Annotated in this window: 19 protein-coding genes; all 19 read right to left on the bottom strand. The window is 41.9% G+C overall.

The features are described from left to right. Position 1 precedes the first annotated feature (1 nt). Positions 2-589 (bottom strand): hypothetical protein, encoded by a 588-nt coding sequence (locus ABVF09_RS18085; RefSeq protein WP_026772263.1) that lies wholly within the window; start codon positions 587-589, stop codon positions 2-4. A 113-nt stretch (positions 590-702) separates the two neighbouring features. Continuing rightward, positions 703-1,896 (bottom strand): acylneuraminate cytidylyltransferase, encoded by a 1,194-nt coding sequence (locus ABVF09_RS18080; protein ID WP_153463205.1) that lies wholly within the window; start codon positions 1,894-1,896, stop codon positions 703-705. Then, positions 1,893-2,771, bottom strand: coding sequence for an N-acetylneuraminate synthase family protein (locus ABVF09_RS18075; RefSeq protein WP_371069786.1), 879 nt, complete (start codon positions 2,769-2,771; stop codon positions 1,893-1,895). Before ABVF09_RS18075 ends, ABVF09_RS18080 begins: the two co-directional genes overlap by 4 nt. 31 nt (positions 2,772-2,802) lie before the next feature. Next, positions 2,803-3,471 (bottom strand): TylF/MycF/NovP-related O-methyltransferase, encoded by a 669-nt coding sequence (locus ABVF09_RS18070; protein ID WP_153463201.1) that lies wholly within the window; start codon positions 3,469-3,471, stop codon positions 2,803-2,805. Continuing rightward, a complete protein-coding gene (locus ABVF09_RS18065; protein WP_153463199.1) occupies positions 3,472-5,343 on the bottom strand; it encodes a motility associated factor glycosyltransferase family protein in 1,872 nt (623 codons plus the stop codon). Next, positions 5,333-5,941: a hypothetical protein gene (locus ABVF09_RS18060; RefSeq protein ID WP_153463197.1), complete on the bottom strand. Its 609-nt coding sequence runs from the start codon at positions 5,939-5,941 to the stop codon at positions 5,333-5,335. Before ABVF09_RS18060 ends, ABVF09_RS18065 begins: the two co-directional genes overlap by 11 nt. Positions 5,942-6,085: 144 nt before the next feature. Beyond that, on the bottom strand, positions 6,086-7,108 hold the full coding sequence (locus ABVF09_RS18055; RefSeq protein ID WP_153463195.1) for a flagellin N-terminal helical domain-containing protein: 1,023 nt from the start codon (positions 7,106-7,108) through the stop codon (positions 6,086-6,088). Positions 7,109-7,235: 127 nt separating this feature from the next. Continuing rightward, positions 7,236-7,466, bottom strand: coding sequence for a carbon storage regulator CsrA (gene csrA, locus ABVF09_RS18050; RefSeq protein ID WP_371069793.1), 231 nt, complete (start codon positions 7,464-7,466; stop codon positions 7,236-7,238). Between the two features lie 2 nt (positions 7,467-7,468). After that, a complete protein-coding gene (fliW, locus tag ABVF09_RS18045; RefSeq protein ID WP_026570975.1) occupies positions 7,469-7,921 on the bottom strand; it encodes a flagellar assembly protein FliW in 453 nt (150 codons plus the stop codon). A gap of 13 nt (positions 7,922-7,934) precedes the next feature. Further along, positions 7,935-8,525, bottom strand: a complete 591-nt coding sequence (locus ABVF09_RS18040; RefSeq protein WP_153463193.1) for a DUF6470 family protein — start codon at positions 8,523-8,525, stop codon at positions 7,935-7,937. 76 nt (positions 8,526-8,601) lie between these two features. Further along, entirely contained in the window at positions 8,602-9,471 is an 870-nt protein-coding gene (flgL, locus tag ABVF09_RS18035) for a flagellar hook-associated protein FlgL (protein WP_371069785.1), read from the bottom strand. A 10-nt stretch (positions 9,472-9,481) separates the two neighbouring features. Beyond that, positions 9,482-11,014 carry a flagellar hook-associated protein FlgK gene (gene flgK / locus ABVF09_RS18030; RefSeq protein ID WP_153463189.1) on the bottom strand — a complete coding sequence of 511 codons (1,533 nt, stop codon included), beginning with the start codon at positions 11,012-11,014 and terminating at the stop codon, positions 9,482-9,484. A gap of 21 nt (positions 11,015-11,035) precedes the next feature. Further along, complete coding sequence (locus ABVF09_RS18025) at positions 11,036-11,533, bottom strand: flagellar protein FlgN (protein ID WP_026772256.1); 498 nt, start codon at positions 11,531-11,533, stop codon at positions 11,036-11,038. Positions 11,534-11,549: 16 nt separating this feature from the next. Then, positions 11,550-11,819 (bottom strand): flagellar biosynthesis anti-sigma factor FlgM, encoded by a 270-nt coding sequence (gene flgM / locus ABVF09_RS18020; protein WP_026570979.1) that lies wholly within the window; start codon positions 11,817-11,819, stop codon positions 11,550-11,552. An 84-nt stretch (positions 11,820-11,903) separates the two neighbouring features. Continuing rightward, a complete protein-coding gene (locus ABVF09_RS18015; protein WP_371069784.1) occupies positions 11,904-12,323 on the bottom strand; it encodes a TIGR03826 family flagellar region protein in 420 nt (139 codons plus the stop codon). 339 nt (positions 12,324-12,662) lie between these two features. After that, positions 12,663-13,355, bottom strand: a complete 693-nt coding sequence (locus ABVF09_RS18010) for a ComFC family protein (protein WP_371069783.1) — start codon at positions 13,353-13,355, stop codon at positions 12,663-12,665. Continuing rightward, the gene (locus ABVF09_RS18005; RefSeq protein ID WP_371069782.1) at positions 13,355-14,950 is read right to left on the bottom strand and encodes an ATP-dependent helicase ComFA; all 1,596 of its coding nucleotides are present in this window, start codon (positions 14,948-14,950) and stop codon (positions 13,355-13,357) included. The genes ABVF09_RS18010 and ABVF09_RS18005 overlap by 1 nt, the downstream gene beginning before the upstream one ends. After that, the gene (locus ABVF09_RS18000) at positions 14,931-15,773 is read right to left on the bottom strand and encodes a DegV family protein (RefSeq protein ID WP_371069781.1); all 843 of its coding nucleotides are present in this window, start codon (positions 15,771-15,773) and stop codon (positions 14,931-14,933) included. Before ABVF09_RS18000 ends, ABVF09_RS18005 begins: the two co-directional genes overlap by 20 nt. A 184-nt stretch (positions 15,774-15,957) precedes the next feature. Beyond that, the gene (locus tag ABVF09_RS17995) at positions 15,958-16,638 is read right to left on the bottom strand and encodes a response regulator (protein WP_026570984.1); all 681 of its coding nucleotides are present in this window, start codon (positions 16,636-16,638) and stop codon (positions 15,958-15,960) included. Positions 16,639-16,717 lie beyond the last annotated feature (79 nt).

Genomic DNA, 16,717 nt, shown 5'->3' with positions numbered 1-16,717 from the left:
TTTACAGCAACTCCGAAATCATATCGAAAATACCGGTGCCCTCAACAGCTGTTGCACCAAAGTCGAGCGTATCCATTACCGTTCCGATTTCATGAAAGCCTTCAAAGCTAGATATCCCTGGATCAGCAAAGCTTTCAAATTCGGGAAGTGACGGACTTACATGGGAATCAATGGTTAGCCCTTCTCCAATTGGATTATCCGTGACGGTAAAAGATGCACCATTGTTAAATTCATAATCCATTTCCCCCATGAAAGAAGGTTCACTGTATCCGATTGTTTGCCCAAAATCATTTTGAAATACTTCTCCACCGGTAATCGTTTCTCGTGCAGTCACCGTTTCCCCGGCTCCAAAGTCATAAATCGTTTCACCGCCAACTCCTTCACGAATATGTCCTTCTGCCATTCCTGAATCTCCAATGATGGTTGATGAACCATCTACACTAGGATTGATGGAAACAGCCACACTGCCATCAGATTCACGTATGTCATAACCGCCTTGAAAATTAGGTAAAACCTGTTGTTGTGTTAGTGATTCCTGGGTTTGGTGTATATTTTGAAACAAACCGCTCATTAGATCTTCTGTCGTCACTTTGATCACCGCCCTGTTTTTGTATATTTAAACTCTGCCAAAAATCCATCAAAACTCTTCGTTTTGATGGACCTATACCTTCACATTTAGCTATAATAAGATATCTCAATTTATTATTTTTTATTATCTAAAACAGAAAGGAAAAATTCTGTTACCTCCCTGACAGCTCCTTGTCCGCCCTTGGCAGCAGTGACATAGTCAACTTCATTTTTAATTAAACTCAACGCATCTTCGACTGAAAAACTTAAGCCTACTTTTCTTAATACTTCCAAATCATTAATGTCATCACCAATATAAGCTATTTCCTGATAGGTTAAGTTATAAAAGGCGGCTAATTCATCAATAACTTTGACTTTATTCTTAACACCCAAGTAAACTTGCTCAATTCCTAATTTTTCTCCACGTCGTTTTACAGCTTTGGAGTTCTCTCCAGTAATTATAGCTGTCTTTATACCTTTGGCATGTAGCAAAGAAACTCCCATACCATCTTTCGTATTGAATTTCTTAATTTCATCACCCTGTTCGGTATAGTACATTCCTGCATCCGTCAGTACACCGTCCGAATCCATTGCCACCAATTTTATATTCTTCACTTTTTCTTCAAGTTCATTTTTGCCGGAGCGTTTTAGTAGTTGTTCTACAATATTCCAATCTTGAGGCTCATCTATTTCAAAGTAACTATCTTCACTCATTTCATAGTGGCCTATATTACCTGAAATTCTGACCCCAGATTCAAGGAGCGCCGGTTTACTTGTTACGTAAAAAGCACCATTTTCTACTAAATACCCACTGAATTCTTGCCTTCTTGGCCTACCTTCAGGTTGATAATTAACAGGGATTACACTGCCATCCCTTTCTTCCCAAATAAATCTTTTCTGCCTAACTACTGATAAAAGACTGTCATATTTTCCTTTTAAGAATTTTTCGTAGCCGCAGTCCAAATCTCTAAATGTGAGCAATGGACTAGTAGCCTGGATCAAAAAAACATGCTTGAAAGTATATTTTTCTGCAAATTCCATCAATGCAGATTCAGTACTTGCCTCGTCCGTCGCTGTTTCAGCACTTCTTGTTATACAAACGATTTTGGCTGCAGCTTTATCATCAAACAAGTTTTTAAGTTCATCCACTTTGTTTGCGATTATTTCACTATCTGTACTTATATATACTTGATCAATATATTTGCTTTTTACGGCCGCAGACATTGTCCAGTAAATTAGTGGATAGTTATTCATCAATTTAATGTTCTTTAAAGGTATAGATTTACTTCCTCCACGTACTGGTATGAAAGCTACATTATTTTGAGTCATTGCACTACCATACTTCCTTTATACTTCAGTTTATCTCTTTGAACTTGTTCTATGTCTAACACATCTTTTTCTTTGTACTTCAGTGATTCCTCTACTGCCTTTAAATCTCTAACTAATCTCCGTAAACCATCTGGTTCAAGAGAAGCGGAATGATCAGTGCCTTTCCATGTCCGATCAAGTGTAAAATGTCTTTCCACCCAGGTTGCCCCCAAGGTATATGCAGCAATATCTACTGCAATTCCCAAATGGTGACCAGAAAATCCAATTTCTTTTACCACTTCTCCATACTTTTCTTTTAATCTGCTAATTTCTTTTAAACATATGTCTTGAAATGGAACAGGATATCCAGAAGTACAATTATATAAAACGACGTCTTTATTCCGGTTTTTTCTTACAAATAGAGCCACCAACTTATCAATTTCCTCTTTTGTAGTCATTCCCGTAGAAACATGAATTTCACCTTTGTAATTATCGCATAGCCATTCCAACATTTCCTCATGATTATTAAGTGCAGAAGGAATCTTTATTAAGGAAGGCTCCAGGGATGCTATTTCTTTTGCAGAAGTCATATCCCAAACAGATGTACTATAACTCAAGCCAAATTCTTCACAGTATTTTTTGAGTTCAGCATGTTGTTCAACTGTAAACTCCAAATACTCCCTATGCTCCCCATAAGTTTCGCCGTATGAATTTACAGGGTTAGGATGAGGGGCAAAATACTGATCACTTGTCAAAGATTCTTTTGGGTTGCGCTTTTGAAACTTAACAACCTCGGCCTTGCAAAAAATAGCAGCCATTTTTATCATTTCTTTAGCTATTTCCATCTCGCCTTTATGGTTACATCCGATTTCAGCAATTATTTTTGGTGTTGTCATATGAGCCTCCATATTTTTTAACAATTATTATTTAATTCTCATTCTTAATAATAAAATTTGGGGTTTTTGCAAATGGAAATTTCTTAATTTCTACATTCTTATCTTTGAAAAAGTCATCTACTGCCTTTGTCTCACCTGCAAATACTCCATAGTCATCCAAGATGAGGATGCCACCTATAGATATTTTGGGATATAAATTTTCCAATATTGTAACCGCTGGTTCATAAATATCCGTATCCAAGTTTAGTAGTGATATTTTTAATCCAGGATTCTTTTTAACGTATTCAGGTACTGTCTTCAAAATATCGCCTTCTATTAATTCAATTTGACTATTTATCCCTTTATTTTCAAGAACTTCGTATAATTGTTCTTTTGATATTCCTTCTTCTCCCGCCTCTTCTATAAAACGACGCCTTAATTCTTTATCTTCTGAGAAATGAGTATCAGGAAACCTTCCAAATGCATCGAAACCCAATATTTTTCTAGAGAAGGAGTTTTCAAACAACTCCCGAAACATAGCAAATCTGGCCAATGAAGCACCTTTAAACACCCCACATTCCACAATTGCTCCCGGAATGTTTAAGACTTTTTTATATAACTCATAGTGTGCGAGAATTTTTGAGATCCTTGATGGATCACACGATAAATAAAAGTCATTCTCATAGTCAAAACTTTTGTCAAAGTCAGGTAGTTGTATCATCTAGTATTCTCCTTTGAGTGATTCTTTAGCTGTTGTACTTTCAAGCTCTTGATAAAAAGGTAACGTCTGGTTTAAAGTTTTTTTGCATTCATAAATGAATCGGCTATAAGCTCTAACAATGGTTGTCCCTTTTACTATCTGATTATGTTCGAATTTTACATTTTTTACCTTTTTTTCAGTAAATTCAAAGGGAACTCGCAGCATGGGATGTAAAAAAGTCCGATAAAAGACATTCTTTCTAAGCTTTTTAAATTCTTTGTCTAAACCGACGAATTCTTTTTCAAGTTCCTTGGATTGCTTCCTGTCTGTTAAATATTCAATTTGTCGGAGCCTGGTAGTCAGTCCATCCATTATATTTCCAATTTCGGTCCTGGCTTTATCCATGTCCGATTGTCTTTTCCAAATATTTTCCACATTATAAAAATAGTTAAGATCGTGATACCATTTCTCATCCACCACAGCATTCGTCAACTTTTGATTAATTACTTCCTCAAGGCTTTCAAAAGTGGTGCCAGAGATGGCAGCCCCGCCTTTTGTCGTATTAATCACCTTCATTTTGGACTTTGAAATATAATATTCAAGTACTGATTTCATGCGCAAAAAGCTTTCATTGGTTAAAACTTCTTTTCCCTGAACATCTTTTACGGTCATTGCTTTATCCAGATCGCTTTTAGAAACCGAAGTACTCCTTCCCTCATACTCAATCCCAGATGAATAAAAACGGTTATCCCTGTATGCCAGATTTTGCCCGACCAGAATAACTGTACTTGCCTTTAGTCTGGAAAGAATCTGGAAGGTGATAATGGCAATAGAAGGTGCATCATCGACAATAAAATAATCCGAACGCTCTTCATCCAAATAGTATCCTGAAACCGTATCCTGGCTTGTGATAAAATGAATCTTAGGCCCAGGATAGTTCTCAAGAGTTTCAAAACCTACACTACTGCCAAAAATAAGAGGAATGTCGATTTTATTTGTTTTAATTTCTTCGACTACCAAATAATTCACCGCTTTAGGGTCGTAGGAGCAAACGGCATCGGGGATTATGCCATGTTTGATAAGTGTTTTGTTTGCTGAGCCTACCGCAAAAATATAAGCTAGACGGTTCTGTTTGATATATTTCAAATTTTCCAGTTCTTCATTTAGCGAGGGACCTGCAGAAACGATAATCACTGGATTATCTTTAAAAATGCCCTCATTTTTTTTGTGCAGAATGTTCGGTGTTTTGATGACTTCAGGAAAATTTTTCATACTATTGACCGTCCAGCGTTTTTCAAATGCTAAGTTTGTATGAAACGAGAACTTTTTGTTTTGCATGCTTTTTTTTAATTGCTTCAAAAAGGTTTGATAGGATTCTTTAAATACACGTTCATAACTTGGCAAAGGTACCAGCAGCATATTCCCGTTCAATTCGTTAGTATGATGGACAAGACTTTTCAGACTAGTCCTGGGCGAGGTCTCCAAGTATAGGTTGGTCAACTGTTTTACCGGCAGACTTTCTAATCGCTTAGTAGAGAGATAATGATAAAAGATAGCGGGGCTTGGTTCATACAATGAAAAAGAAATATTTGGAAACTCTTTCAAGAATGCTTCCACATGGTAGCCTAATCCCACTCCGTAGAATAACACATGTTGGTATTGGTCCATCTCATCTTTGTATTTTTGAACGAGACGCTCAGCTTCTTGTTCAGGGTTATATTTACTATGGAGTAGCAATGAACCACTTTCGGTACGCACTTGAAGAGTCGGTATTCCTGTTTTTGATTGAACCATTTCAATAGGTTCTTCTAATAACATTTCTTCATTTTCTTTGAAATAGTCTCTTATTTGCCGATAGTGCTTTCTTAAATAGTTAATGTTTTCAATTAACATTACTTCTTGTCCCTTCCCGGTCAATCGTTGTTGTTGTTTCAGTTTTCAATGAATTCAATACAGCCAGTACCTCATATTGAAGGATATCCGCAATAAGAATGTGATCCTGCGTATTTATTGCCTGTTCTAATGAGGAAAACTCAGCAACTAATGTAGCATGCAATCGGAGATAGGCATCCCAATTTCCCGGGTGATGCGAACCTTTGTCAATGGTATCGATGAGCTGATTCAACCATTGCAAGCCTTCTAAAAGTTGTCCAAGCTTTTTCCAGGTTTCATTAGTTGGTCCCTGGTATAATTCATCTATTAAAATTTCCAATTCAGGAATAGCTCCTGTTAAATAATCTTCTTTTGTGGTAAGGCAATCGTTCACGAATTGCTTAATGGACTTAAGGACAACCTTCACCTCTTGGATAGAAGCAATGTCTTCCTCAATTCTCAGTTCAAACTGATCAAAAATTTCCTCATCATCAATTATTAAGTGACTAAAGAACTGATTTGAATCAGAAACTTCGTTTTCAATTTTCTTGATGATGGACTCAACAGCGGATAATTTATTCTCTAATTCAAATGAATTGTCGTTAATTGTAAGAAGCACCTAATAAACCTCCCATAAACTTAGGTAATTATACTATTTATATCGGTAAAAATCGACAACTATCAAGTGTAATTTGTGTTTTATTTCTGCGAATATGAAAACACAAAAAAACCGCCGTCTAAAACGGCGGTTTTAAATACTATATTATTGAAGTAGTTGAAGAACACCTTGTGGCTGTTGATTAGCTTGAGCCAGCATAGATTGAGCAGCTTGAGAAAGGATATTGTTCTTGGTGAACGCCATCATTTCTTTAGCCATGTCTACGTCTCTGATACGAGATTCAGCAGCAGTAAGGTTTTCTGAAGAAGTACCCAAGTTGTTAATAGTATGTTCTAAACGATTTTGGTATGCACCTAGTTTAGAACGCTCAGCGGATACTGTTTCAATTGCAGAATTGATTGTATCAATTGCACTATTAGCGCCGGATTGAGAAGAAATGTCGATGCCTTTTACTCCTTCTGTTCCATCTGCAAAAGCCTCAGAAGCAGATAGAATTTGGTTACCAGAAGCTTCATAATAACCAGCCTCATCTACTGTAATTGCACCGGATCCACTTCCAATAGAGTCGCCTTTAGCATAAAAAGTTCCAGTCACAGCACCAGAACCCGATCCCACAGTAATGGTTGACGAAGAGCCAGAGCCACTAGTTACAAAATCTTGTCCTACTTGTAAAGTTTCAGCATCAACAGCATTGATAGATAGAGAAATATTTTGGTCTTCGTTGGCACCGATATGGAATTTACCTTCAAAGTTACCATCTAATAGTTTTTGTGTGTTGAACTCTGTATCGTCTGCAATACGAGTCAATTCTTCAGACAACTGGTTTACTTCTTTTTGAAGTTCAGCACGGTCTGCGTCGGTGTTCGTATCGTTGGAAGATTGAACAGCCAATTCACGCATACGTTGAAGGATAGAGTGAGTTTCATTCATCGCACCTTCAGCAGTTTGAATCAAAGAAATGCCGTCTTGTGCATTGCTTTGCGCTTGATCCAATCCACGGATTTGTCCGCGCATTTTCTCAGAGATTGCAAGTCCTGCAGCATCGTCTCCAGCTTTGTTGATACGAAGACCTGAAGATAGTTTTTCCAGAGAGTTTTGAGTGGCATTCTGGTTGCCTGATAGCTGGCGGTGTGTGTTTAACGCCGCAATGTTGTGATTAATTCTCATCGTTTAATTTCCTCCTTGAATGTTAAAAATACCCCACGTCCTTGTGGTCTCCACCGCATGAACCAAAGCGGCCGTCTTTGGCATCATTTGGTGTACATTTATATTATCGGAGAGAATTGCATAATGTTTAACCTCTTTTTAAATTATTTTTTAATAAATTCAGCAAGTCTTTTGAAACGTGAGCAGCCTCATTGTTCTCACGCTTAATTTCGAGATAGATTTCCTTCCGATGGATGTCGATATGCTTTGGTGCAGTTATTCCCAGTTTTACTTGTTCTCCATCTATCTCTAATACTTTTAGTTCAATATCTTCTCCGATTTGAATTGCTTCATCTAATTTTCTGGTTAATACGAGCATCATTAATCCCCCTTCTCACTAGAGGAAATGGATTCAACATTGATTGGTTCCTTTGTACCATATCTTTTATTATTCGTTATAAACTGTTTTCCCATACAATTCCTGTTATTTATAACAAGGGGAGCCTGTAAATTTATCGTACTTTTTTCAAATGGCTCTTTTAATGAAATAATGGCCAAAATGACTACCTCTTGTTCTTCATTTATTTCTAATACATCTAAAATGGCTTTATCTAATTCAACCTCGTAACTACTGTTAAATTGATAAGGTGCAGTAACGATGAAGGCTAGTTGTTGGGTGTTGATAGATTGTAATATTTGAAAGACAGGGTTGTCTGGCAAATCTAACAAAACGAACTCCTTCTCTTCAATAAAACCCGGAATTCCATGTGGAAAAGCGATCACCTTTTCTCTATCTATCTCTACTTCTCCCAAATATTTTGTTTTTATTTTCATATTCATCATCCTTTTATATCAACATTTCAAAATCAATACCTTTAAATTTCAAATTTGCAAAGTCAATATCCAAACTCTCCTTTTGAAGAATAGATGTTTCTACTCCACCGGGTTGATTATTGATGATTGGCTTGTTCGGCTTATTTTCAATAATCGGTTCATGGGTTTGGACATTTATCTTCAGCTCGGACGGCTGGTAATCGGTTTTTACGGCAAAATGGGATGGAATCCAGCCAATATTGAATTGCTTCATTGGCTTTTCCCCATTTTGTTTTCCTTGGACGGCTATTGGATTTCCTCCATTTTCAATTTTCATCAGTTGCTCCCCTTGGCTCACTCTTCGCTGCATGCCCTTATATACTGCCTCTTTCCCTTTTTGGGCCGCTTCAGATATGCTCTTGGCAGCACTCTTAAGATTCATATCCTCCCAAGCTTTTGATTGATCAATAGTCATTTTGGACGGTATGCGTTGCATGGTAACTTCAGCATGGGGCTGTCTGATTGTTTGTTCCGCTTTTGGTTGTTTAATGGTTTGCTGTACCGGTGTCTGCGTGATTTGGATTTTTGCCAGTTTAGATTGCATTCTGACCTGCGGTAGTTGCATACGTGCTCCTCCATTCCCTTCATAGCAAAAAGCCTTGCCGCTCATATAGAGGGCAAGTGCTTTCACCAAAATTATTTTATCTTAGAAAATCTGTCAAAGTTGGCTGGATAATTCGTGACCCGGCACTGAGAGCGGCCCTATGAACACTCTCCTGAGTGGTTAGTTTCATGATGACTTTTTCTAAATCAATATCTTCATTATCTGACATCATTTTGTTAGCTGTAACTTCTTGAGAAGAAAGGCGGTCTTCTATAAGATCTAACCGGTTCATGCGTGCACCTAAATCTGCTCGCTCGTTTACTACATTGTCGATATGATTATCCAGCGAAGAAATATTGGCATCCAATTCTTCATCAGGTATATCAGACCTCAAAGCATCAGAGAAAGCTTGAATATCGTCGAACAAGTCACTACTGAATACTTCTCCGGCATCAATATTGGCCTTTAACTTAGTGCCGCTGGCCACTTCGACTAGAACGTCTCCGCCACCCTCCTGGACTTCACCATCGATTACAGGAGGGGTATCGGTTTTCGTACCATTGAAAATATATTTTCCGTTCACTTTCGTATTGGCAATGTCAGCCAAATGATCGCGCAATTGATCAACTTCTTGTGCCATGTTTTCCCTTTGTCCATCTTCATACGTACCATTGCTGCCTTGAACCGCTAATTCCCTTAGTCTTTGAAGAGCTTGCGTAGCTTGATCCAAAGCAGAATCAGAGTTGTCCATCCAGTTGTGGACTTCGCTCGTGTTACGCTGATACTGCTCAATCTCCGTCACTTGCGTACGGTAATTCATACCTTTCATAGCGACAACCGGGTCATCAGAAGGGCGATTGATCTTTTTACCTGTAGACAACTGGTCCATATATTTCCCCAAGCTATCATAACTGTTACTTAAATTCCTCAACATATTATTCGATAACATACCTTGTGTTACGCGCATTTTCAGTCACCTACCTTCCGACTAATCCCATGTTATTGATGATCCGATCAAGCATTTCATCCACGGTCGTCATATTCCGTGCAGCCGCATTGTATGCGTGCTGGAATTTAATCATGTTTGTCATTTCTTCATCGAGCGATACGGCACTGACCGATTGTCTATTTTCATCCACTTGGTCTCTGAGTACCGTAGCGTTGCTTTGCATCCGCTCGGCTTCCTGAGCAACCACGGCCATTTCACCGATAATCCCTTCATAGTAACTTTGTATCGACGAACCTTCTCCCAGTTCGCCGACACCTTTCTTACGCATTGCTTCGGCCATGGCGAGCGCGTTTTCCCCATTACCGCTGTCTCCATTGGCACTGACAGCAATCAAGTCACTATCTTCTTGAATTGCTTCAGATACTTTTATCGATGCAGCAGCATTGGCCGGGTCGTCAATCACAAAGAATTCCTGCCCAGGGTCACCATTGGCATCAACACCTTGAGCGTGAACTTCATTAAGTGCGGCAGCTAGGTTTTCAGCTAAAAAATTCAACTCGTCCAGCATATCCGGATATTCCCCGACTGCTTCACCACCATCTATGTAACCATTCGATTCCATAAGAGCCTTCATTTTACCTTGAGAAGAGAAGTCAGCCGCAGCAATGGAATCAGTCGATATTTCATTGCCATCCTTGTCAATGGTTGTGAAATTGAATTGCTCTACATTTTGTTCATCATCGAGGCCTATTTCCATTTGCTTATATTCCCCAGATGAAGCATCGATCAGGGTGGTGCCTGTATCTTTTCCTTGTCCATCAGCCAAAGTGATGGTTGCTTTCCCCTGTGCAATCGCGCTTGGCTGTCCACCGCTGCTTTCATAGGAAACATTGATGTTCACAAGGCCGGAGAGCTTGTCGATACATCTGTCTCGTTCATCATATAAATCATTGGGTACCAGACCGTGGGGTTCAATGTCCCCGATTTGTTTGTTTAAGTTGTTTATCTGCCTGACTAATGAATTTATCTCCTTTTTTGTAACATTCATTTCTTCCTGCAGATTGCTTCTTTCTGAATTTAAGGAATCGGAAACATAATTAAACGTCTCAGCCACTGCAGTACCTCGTTGGACCGCAACAGATCTGGAGCCCTCATCTTTATTTGTAGCGAGGTCTTGCAGCGATTGCCAAAAGCGATCCATTGTCTTGGAAAGGCCCTGTTCCGTCGGCTCGTTCATGATACTCTGCATTTGCTCCATTGCACTTGCTTTGGAATCATAATAACCAAGCTTGGCATTTTCGCTTCGGTATTGCTTGTCCAAAAACTGATCGCGGACACGTTCAATCGAGCCTGCTTGGACGCCGCTTCCGACCTGTCCAGGAATCTCCGGGCGGTTCCTCGATGCGGGAGGATATGGGCCGGTCTGTTCAAAATTGACCCGCTGCCTTGTATAACCTTCCGTATTGGCGTTGGCTATGTTATGCCCGGTTGTATATAGAGCGGATTGCTGAGTGGTCAGCGCACGCCTCGCTACCTCTAATCCATTAAAAGTTGAACTCACAGTGGTTACTCCTCTCTCCTGCTACGCTTTCGAATCAAACAGCGACCGTTTCGACGACTGTGGTTGCTGCTGGCTTTTGTTACTGCCGTAATTCATGTTTTTCAGCGATGGATCCATCATGTCGATTGACATTTGAATGAATTGCAAAGATTGCTTGGTCAAGTCTTGATTCAAGTTTTCTTGCTTCTTTAAATCATAGAGTACATTCGTCAGTTTTAAGAATCGGTTTTCTAAATCAATCTTCTCCTGTTTATCTTCCAAGTGATCGAGTATGACCGACACAGTAGCATCTTCCGGTTCGATTCCGGCTTGGAATGCCCACGAACCCACTTCTTCCTGACGCTGCTTTTCAACCTGATTGATTGCTTGTACATGCTTTCTTTCTTGCAGCATCAAGGTTTGAAGTTTTTCCGTATCTCCGGCTTTCAACGTTTCCGTTTTTTCCTTGGACAGGGTCAACAAGCTTTCATGAAGTTTGATCAAACGCTGTAATGATTCAACGATAGGTTGAACGGACATACAATGTCCTCCCTTTTTACGGTTGATTGTTCCAAAACGCAATCATTTTCTTGGCTGTCTGTTTTGGATCGATGTTATATTCCCCAGAATCTACCGCTTGCTTGATTTCCTGTACACGCTGTTGCCGTGCAGGATCAGGTTTGGCAGTTTCCTGCAGTTGCTTTGCCTGGTTCGATATTTGCAATTTATCTTCCTTGTTTTTCATTTCCTGTTTCACTTCCGCCTGCTTTTGCAGTTGTTTTTGGTACGGATTAAAGTTGGATTGATTGGTTCCGTTAATCTTCAATGCACTGCACTCCTTTCACGGTTAACTGGCGTACATGCTCTTAATCTTAATATCGGCAGGTTGGGAGTATTGTTTAATAAAAAGTCAATGTTTTTTTTCGACTGTATAGTAGGTATTGGTTTCGTTTACGTTTTGTTTGTTGCGTTCGGCAATCTCGACTAGTTTTTTTTGTTCATCCAGGTCGGATTTCATTTCGGTCTGGCAGGAATGACATAGCTTCCCTTCGGAAATCTTCGTGCTGCAGCGCTCGCAAGGATAAGTCAAATTTGGAAACTGGGACGCCCGTAAGCGTCTTTCCTTAACAAATTTAAAAATAATTTCCTCGTCGACTCCTGTAGCTTCGACAATTTCCGGTATAGTCGCCTGCCGGTTTTTCCGCGGACGAAGAAAATCGTAAACTGTCGTGTAAGCACGCTCCTCCTCTTTGTAACAGTCCTGGCAAATCGAACGGACGCCAGACACAAAAAGTGTACCACAGCGCGGACAGTTCATTAATTCTCCCATCGTAGTTCCCCCTAAAAGCATTTTTCGTACATTATAGCACATGACATCCAGGATAGTGACAAGAAATTGAGATATTTTGGGAGAAGAAAAAGAAGCAGAACTGAAGAATGGGGTCAGTCCCTCCAGGGGGATGGTTGTGCTATTTAATCAGGTTTGGGGACTGACCCCAAAACAGGTGTTTTTGCCGCCAATTCAAATGAAAGTGCTGCTAGTACAATGTTTGAAGCGGTAAAGGTCTGTCCCCAATTCAGACATATCGGTACAGAACAGGGAGTTCGGGGACTGACCCCTCTACCTTCGTCAAGAAGCCCCTCTTCTTTTGGGAGGGGGTTCCTTGGCTTAACTGCGGGCGAGGGTTAGGGAAAACACTTCCGGGCAGCCTTGATTTTTCAAGGTACGGGCTGCATGGCGAAGGGTGGTTCCGGTGGTGTAGATATCGTCGATCAGAATCACAGGTTTGTCGGTCGGCTTGGTCAACGTAAAGGGGTTTTCTGTAAAAATGCGCTCGCGGCGCGTTTTTTTGGACTGTTTTTCTCCGTGGGTTCTCGTCAAAAGCTGCTCCGCCGGTTTGCCCAACAAGTCAATCAACGCTGCGGCCTGATTAAACCCTCGTTCGTAAAGCCGTTCTTCGCTTAGTGGAATTGGAACCAATGTCGCACGCTTACGGAAATCCCTGGTGAAGACTTGATGAAAAGTATCACGGAACTCATGCTCGAAGGCTTCCCGCAATTTGTAATCGCCACGATATTTCCACTTGGCAAGCATCGTCTGCATCCGCCCATTATAGGTATAAACGGACCGGTTTCGGGTAAGTACTCCCTCCCATTGAGAAAGCTGTTCCCAACGCTGGCAGTCCCGACAAGTCTCCCCTACACGATCAACATGCCGGCCGCACTTGTCACACAGGTTCCCCTCCAACTTTTCCAACGCTGCTTCACATTTCCCGCATAAATGCGTAATTCTGTCAGGAAGCAGTAAATTCCCCCAGTGTACTTCCGGCACTACTTCTTCATCACACCATAAACAGTGCATCAGAATTTCACCGCCCGATTGTTCATTTCCTTAATCGAACGGACAGCAGCCACCATTGACCTCGTTTTCCCGGCATGAAAAAACAGCACCTCTCCATCCGGGTCATCCGGGCTTCTTCCGGCCCTTCCGGCAATCTGGACGAGGGCAGCTTCATCAAATACTTCATGACCGGAATCCAGTACGACAACATCGACAGAGGGAAAGGTGACCCCACGTTCCAATATCGTCGTAGTTATCAGTAGCTGCAGTTCTCGATTTCGGAACTGTTGCACCTTCTTTTCCCTATCCTCGTCGGCAGCATGGACGGAGGCAATCGCAAGTTCCCCCCATTCTTTTCGCAGAAGAGGACCTATCGCTTTTTCCATCTTTCCTGCAAGCTCGACATACGGCACGAATACCAAGAGCTGCCGTTCCGGATGCCGGCGCTGCCTCAACCAGTCAAAGAATGCCACTGGCGGCATATTTTTTTGCAAGTCCTTCTTCATTTTATTGGAAAAAATCAGGCGTGGAACCGGAAGCAGGCAGCCATGAAAACGGATCGGCACAAAAACACAGTCCAGTTGGCCATGTTCAAGGCGACGACGCTGCTCTTTTCTCGGAGTGGCGGTCAAATAGATACGGGATGCCCCGATTTTTGCTGCCCTTGAGGTGGCGAACGGCAATGACGGATCGTTGTGATAGGGGAAAGCATCTATTTCATCGATGATCAAAATATCGAAGGCTCGGGCAAAACGCAGCAATTGGTGGGTGGTGGCCAACACAAGTTGACCGTCAGCCGCTTTTTCTTCGCTTCCTCCATACAAAGCGGAAATCGAAGTGCCGGGGAAAGCCTGACGAAATCTCGGCAGCAATTCCCTGACCACATCGGCACGCGGTGTAGCCAGGCAGACACGCTTCCCCGCTTCCAATGAGCCACCGATGCCGGCAAAAAGCATCTCCGTTTTACCTGCCCCGCATACCGCCCACGTCAGCAGCTCACCTGCGCCTCTCTCCATCACTCCTCTAATACGGTCAGAAGCTTGCTGTTGGGCATGGGTCAGCTCTCCGTCCCATCTACATGCTTCTTCCTGAACCGGCCATTTTGGAGGGGGGCCTGTCCAGACATACAACTGCTGACATTCCAGTACCCTTCCCATTTCCACACAATTGCGGCAGTAAATGTGGGTTTGGTTGCATCGAGCACAAGGAATTTCCGCAAACATCCGGCGGAGCTTGTTCCCACACCGGCGGCAGCGCCACCCCCACCAGCGGGACTCGATTGCTTCTACAGCTTGAAGCATTCCAGTTTCGGTTAATTCGTTCCATAATACTTCTTCGATTTTCATTTCTTCACGGAGCAGTAATTTTCCTGAAAAGCGGTTGGCTATGGAAAGTAAATCTTTTGCGGAGAATACGTCGGAAAGTGTTTCTGAGGAAATATTTGTAGAAGGAATCCAGTCGAAAGCAGGGTGAACATACGACTGAATAGAGGAAAGAAAGTTAGAGATATAAACCAGCTCCTTTTCCTGAAATTCCACGTCCCGCCCAAAAAGCGGGACATTAGCATATAAATAAAATGAAATGATAGCAATAAGCTTATTTAAAATACCAGCCAAGTCCGATGGCGCCTTCGCCAAGGTGGGTGCCGATGACGGGGCCAAAATAACTGACGACCACTTCGGCGTTCGGATACTTTGCTTCGAAATCCTGTTTCATCTGCTGTGCCTCTTCCTCGCGCAATGAGTGAATGACGGCCGCCCGGATCGGCTTACCCGTTTCCGCGTCGGCTGCAAACAAATCTTCAATCCGCTTCAAAGCACGCTTGCGGGTCCGGATTTTTTCAAACGGAACGATTTTTTTATCTTCAAAGTAAAGCAGCGGTTTGACCTGTAGCATGCTGCCCAACAAAGCTTGTGCGCCATTCAGACGGCCGCCTCTGTGCAGGTTGCTCAAGTCATCGACCATGAAATAAGCGATCATCGACTGCTTCATTTCATTGAGCCTGGACAGGATTTCGTCAACCGTCGCATTGTTTGCCGCCATTTCAGCTGCTTCCAATACATAAAAGCCTTGTACCATACAGCTCATTTCAGAGTCGTACGGATATACGTCGATTCCTTCGACCATTTTCCCGGCAGAACCGACAGCCTCGAACGTCCCGCTGATTCCGCTTGATAAATGGACGGAAATGACCGCGTTATAGTCCTTGGCCAATTCCTCCAGCTTTTCCGTGATCAGGCCGATCGAAGGCTGAGAGGTTTTCGGGAGTTCTGCGGCAGCCTTCACTTTGGGATAAAACTCCTCTGCCGTGATATCGACTTCCTCCTGATAGGACTCGTTCTCAAATATGACATTGAGCGGCACCATATGTATATGCTTGTCGCGGCGGACTTCTTCTGGTAAGTAAGCCGTACTATCTGTCATTACAGCAATTTTCATAAAATCTACCTTTCATGGACAAATTTTCGATTGTGCTCACCTACTATTTTACAAGCAGGTGCCTCGATAATCTAGCACAAAAATGGTTTGCGCGCTACTTTTAATAGAATCACGTCCATACCAAAAAGGGATTCTCACAGAATCAACAAAAAGCCGGGGATCACCCCGGCTCCTTCTTCGCTGTTTATAATACTTCGACCCAGCCATTCCGGATAGCCGAAACAACTGCCTGTGTCCGATCATTTACATTCATTTTTTGCAAGATGTTGCTGACATGATTTTTGACTGTTTTTTCACTGATATACAGTGCTTCCGCAACACCGCGGTTGCTCTTACCATCAGCCAATAACTGGAGCACTTCACACTCTCTTCGTGTTAGCAAGTGCAATGGTTTGCGATAATCGATTTGCTTTTCCGCCGGCTTGTTGGCACTTTCCTCTGCCAGTCTGCGATACTCCTGGACAAGGTTGTGGGTCACTTTCGGATGTAGATAAGAACCGCCTTCGCTGACGACCTTGATTGCTTCGATCAACGCATCGGAATCCATTTCCTTCAACAAATATCCTTGCGCACCGGTTTTCAAAGCATGTGTGACATAGTTCTCGTCATCATGGATCGATAAAATAATGACGCTTATGTCCGGGTGTTTTTCAATCAAATCCGACGTTGCCTGGACACCATTGAGATTCGGCATATTGATGTCCATCAATACGACATCCGGATTGAACTCTTCCACCAGCTTCACAGCAGTGGAACCGTCATCTCCTTCGGCGACAACATTGAATGAAGGCTCGAAATCTAGAATTCTTTTCACACCTTCACGGAATAACTTGTGGTCATCGACTAGTAATATGTTGGTTGTCATACTCTGCTCCTCCTAATTGCATGAAGTGAAACTTCCTTCAGCGGGAAATGCATGCCCGCCAATGGCCAGAATAAATCAA

The sequence above is a fragment of the Sediminibacillus sp. JSM 1682029 genome (genome assembly GCF_041366435.1).
Taxonomy (GTDB): domain Bacteria; phylum Bacillota; class Bacilli; order Bacillales; family Amphibacillaceae; genus Sediminibacillus; species Sediminibacillus terrae.
The sequence above is the reverse complement of the archived record's forward strand: the minus strand, read 5'-3'. Positions and strand labels throughout refer to the sequence as shown.